Raw genomic sequence first — 3,144 nt, 5'->3', positions numbered from 1 at the left:
AGGGCTTGCAGGGAATCAAGGTGTTGCTTCCCATCTCGGGGATCGTTGGTGTGGTATGTGCATTCCAGACGAGACACGTGACCAACTCTCGGTGAAGTTCGCGGTATTGCTTCCGCATCTTGACGAGCGGCAACGCCGGCTGCTGATGGCTGTCGAGGCACGTGTCCTGGGACATGGCGGCGTTCGGGCCGTCGCGCGGGCGGCCGCGGTCAGCGAGACCACGGTCCGCAAGGGCGTGTTCGAGCTGGAGGCCGGCGAGGAGCCTCTGGGGCGGGTGCGGCGTCCGGGCGGAGGCCGCAAGCGGGTCGCGGATCTGGATCCGGGGCTGCGGCCTGCGCTGCTGGAACTGGTCGAGCCGGATGTGCGGGGCGATCCGATGTCGCCGCTGCGGTGGACGGTGAAGTCGACCCGCACGCTCGCTCGGGAGCTGACCCGGGCCGGACATCGAGTCAGCGCCGACACGGTCGCCGGCCTGCTTCGGGAGGAAGGCTTCAGTCTGCAGGCCAACGTCAAGACCATCGAAGGCAGCCAACATCCCGGCCGGGATGCCCAGTTCCGCTATCTCAACGAGCAAGCCCGCGAGCACCGGGACACCGGTCAGCCGGTGATCAGCGTGGATACCAAGAAGAAGGAGCTCGTCGGCGAGTTCAAGAACAGTGGACGGCAGTGGCGGCCCGCCACCGATCCGGTGCCGGTGAACGTCCACGACTTCGCCGACCCGCAGCTGGGCAAGGCCGTCCCGTACGGGATCTACGATCTTGCAGCGAACACCGGCTGGGTCAACGTGGGCATCGACCACGACACCGCCGCGTTCGCAGTGGAATCGATCCGTCGCTGGTGGCACGGCCAGGGCCGCAGTGCCTACCCCCGGGCCACACGTCTGCTGATCACCGCTGACGCAGGAGGCTCCAATGGCTACCGAACCCGGGCCTGGAAGCTGGAACTGGGCGCCCTCGCCGCGGAAACAGGGCTGACCATCACGGTGTGTCATCTGCCACCGGGAACTCAATGCCGTTGTTTGACTACTGAACTATCGTCGCCTGCAGCGCGATGGTCCTGGCGGGTACGCGGCGTGGTGGGGCTTTTGGTTTGCCCTTCGGCCGGTAGGAGTACAGCGAGTTGGGCCTTTTGAGGAAACGGTCTGCCTCTCGCCGTCGGCGGGTGCCGCTGTCGAGTTTCCGGCGGACCTTCGCTGCCAGTACGGTCAGGAACCTGCGGATCTTCGGCGGGGTGTCGGCGAGCTGGCGGACCACGCTGCGTCGGGTGTGCTTGAGGACCTTGACGAACGAGATGCGGTCCGGGTCGATGCCGTTGCTGTCGGCGAGTTGCATGATGATGCCGGTCAGGCAGTGGTGCACGACCAGATGCGCCCACACTTCCTGGCGCACCAGCTGCGGGTCGGTGGATCGCAGAACTTCCTGCCGGCCCCGCTGGAAGGTCTTGATCTGCCGATAGGCCGATTCCACCTCCCACCTTTCGTGATACAGCACCGCTAACTCCCTTGCCGGGTAGGTGTCATGGTCGAAGAGGTCGGTCAGCAGCCGGATTACTTCGCCCCCGTCGACGCGGTACTCGATCACGCGCACCAGCACACCGCCCGGATGGGCGCCCTTCTGCCCCGCGAGGTTCATGCGCGCCAGGTAGGTGCCGTCGGGCAGGTGTCGTACTGGGCGGCGTGCCACACACGAGCGGGCCCGCAGCAGGAGGTGGGCACCGGCGCCGGTATATGCCTTCCACAACTCCACTCCGGGGAACCCCCGGTCCATGAGCACGAGCATCCCGGAGGCCGAGGCAGCCATTGCCACGGCTGGGTCGCGTTCACCACTGTTATAGCCGCCCACCCTGGCGTCGATGGAAGAATGCGTGCCGGTCTCGGTCAGCGTCACGACTCTCACCTGCGGAAACCCGCCCGGTTTCCCGCTGGAGTCCTTCGGGCCGCCGAAGGCGCGTCGGTTGGCCTCATTGTCCGGCACGTCCAGCAGAAACCCGTCGACCGCAGCGAGACGCATCCCCCGGTAGAAGGAACCGGCCAACCCTGCAGGGGCCAGCGGGCCGGCCAGGTGGTGGAAGATCCGCTCAACAACCTCCGGTCCCAGGCGCTCCCGAGCCCGGGTGAAAGACGCCTTGTGCGGGATGCACTCACTTAACTCCTCTATTTCACCTACCAGTTGTTCTGCCACATCGTCGTAGGAGTCCTGGTGGAAGAGCGCAAGCGCGAGTGTGAAGTAGACCATGAACCCGGCCGGCAACGCTCCCGGCCGACGGTCCCGTTTGCGACACTCCGACAGGACCTCGCCCACCAACTCGGGCGTCACCCACTGCGTGATCAAGCCCAGCCGTACTCGCTCAGATACCCCGCTCCACGGATGCACACCCCGCATAACGGCGCGACGCTCAGTCCGTCACCACCAGCTCAATGAACATTCAAACAACGGCATTGACCGGGAACTTCGAAATGGAACAAGATCGAGCACCGGCTCTTCTCGCACATCACCATGAACTGGCGCGGCCGTCCGCTGACCAGCCATGAAGTCATCGTCAAGTCCATCGCCGCGACCACGACCCGCACCGGTCTGCGCGTGTCTGCAGAGCTGGACACCAACAGCTACCCGACCGGCGTTCAGATCGGCGACGCGGAAATGGCCGCCCTGCCGCTGACCCGGCACACTTTCCACGGCGACTGGAACTATGCGCTGCATCCCCGGTTGAGCCCAGTCATCCCGGCGGTCCGGGGCCCGCAGAAAACGACCGCGGACTGGGACCAGGCCCTGCTGTCCGACCCCACACTGACCGGAATGTCCCGGCAGCAGCTGAACGACCTCGCGGAGTCGCTGGCCGCGGACGGCGAAACCAGGCGCGGCCGCCCGCCCCGGCTCGCCTTCCCCGAGCAGGTCCTGGCGGCCGTGCTCCCCCTACGGGTCTCCCTGGCCGCGGAACCCCTCGCCGTGCTGTTCGACAGCAGTCGGACCGCGATGCACCGAACCCTGCTGAAGATCAGGAGACTGCTGAAGGCGCACGACATCGTTATTTCGTCGGCGGCCACCCCACCCGCTGCCCTCGCAGTCCTCCAAGCTCGGGTTCAAGCTCAAAGCAGTGACCCCAACAGCAAGATCATGACGACGTGTTAATGATCTGCAAGCCCTT

The 3,144-nt window shown here is 65.8% G+C and carries 1 protein-coding gene and 2 pseudogenes; 2 read left to right on the top strand and 1 reads right to left on the bottom strand.

What is annotated here, in order from left to right; genetic code table 11:
* Positions 1 to 55: 55 nt before the first annotated feature.
* Positions 56 to 1,006, top strand: a pseudogene (locus tag EES42_RS40380) (ISAzo13 family transposase); the annotation flags it as partial.
* 16 nt (positions 1,007 to 1,022) lie between these two features.
* On the opposite strand, the gene EES42_RS40375 reads toward EES42_RS40380, so the two are convergent.
* Positions 1,023 to 2,381 carry an IS4 family transposase gene (locus EES42_RS40375; RefSeq protein ID WP_124723177.1) on the bottom strand — a complete coding sequence of 453 codons (1,359 nt, stop codon included), beginning with the start codon at positions 2,379 to 2,381 and terminating at the stop codon, positions 1,023 to 1,025.
* Between the two features lie 60 nt (positions 2,382 to 2,441).
* Here EES42_RS40375 and EES42_RS40370 point away from each other — a divergent pair.
* Positions 2,442 to 3,128 (top strand): annotated as a pseudogene (locus tag EES42_RS40370) (ISAzo13 family transposase); the annotation flags it as partial.
* Positions 3,129 to 3,144: the final 16 nt, after the last annotated feature.

It is taken from the genome of Streptomyces sp. ADI95-17 (assembly GCF_003846175.1).
Lineage (GTDB): Bacteria > Actinomycetota > Actinomycetes > Streptomycetales > Streptomycetaceae > Streptomyces > Streptomyces sanglieri.
Note: the sequence above shows the minus strand (reverse complement) of the source record. Positions and strands in the feature narration are given on the sequence as shown.

Excerpts from the sequence above, each read along its gene's own strand:
- EES42_RS40375 (WP_124723177.1), bottom strand. The coding sequence starts at position 2,381 with ATGCGGGGTGTGCATCCGTGGAGCGGGGTATCTGAGCGAGTACGGCTG.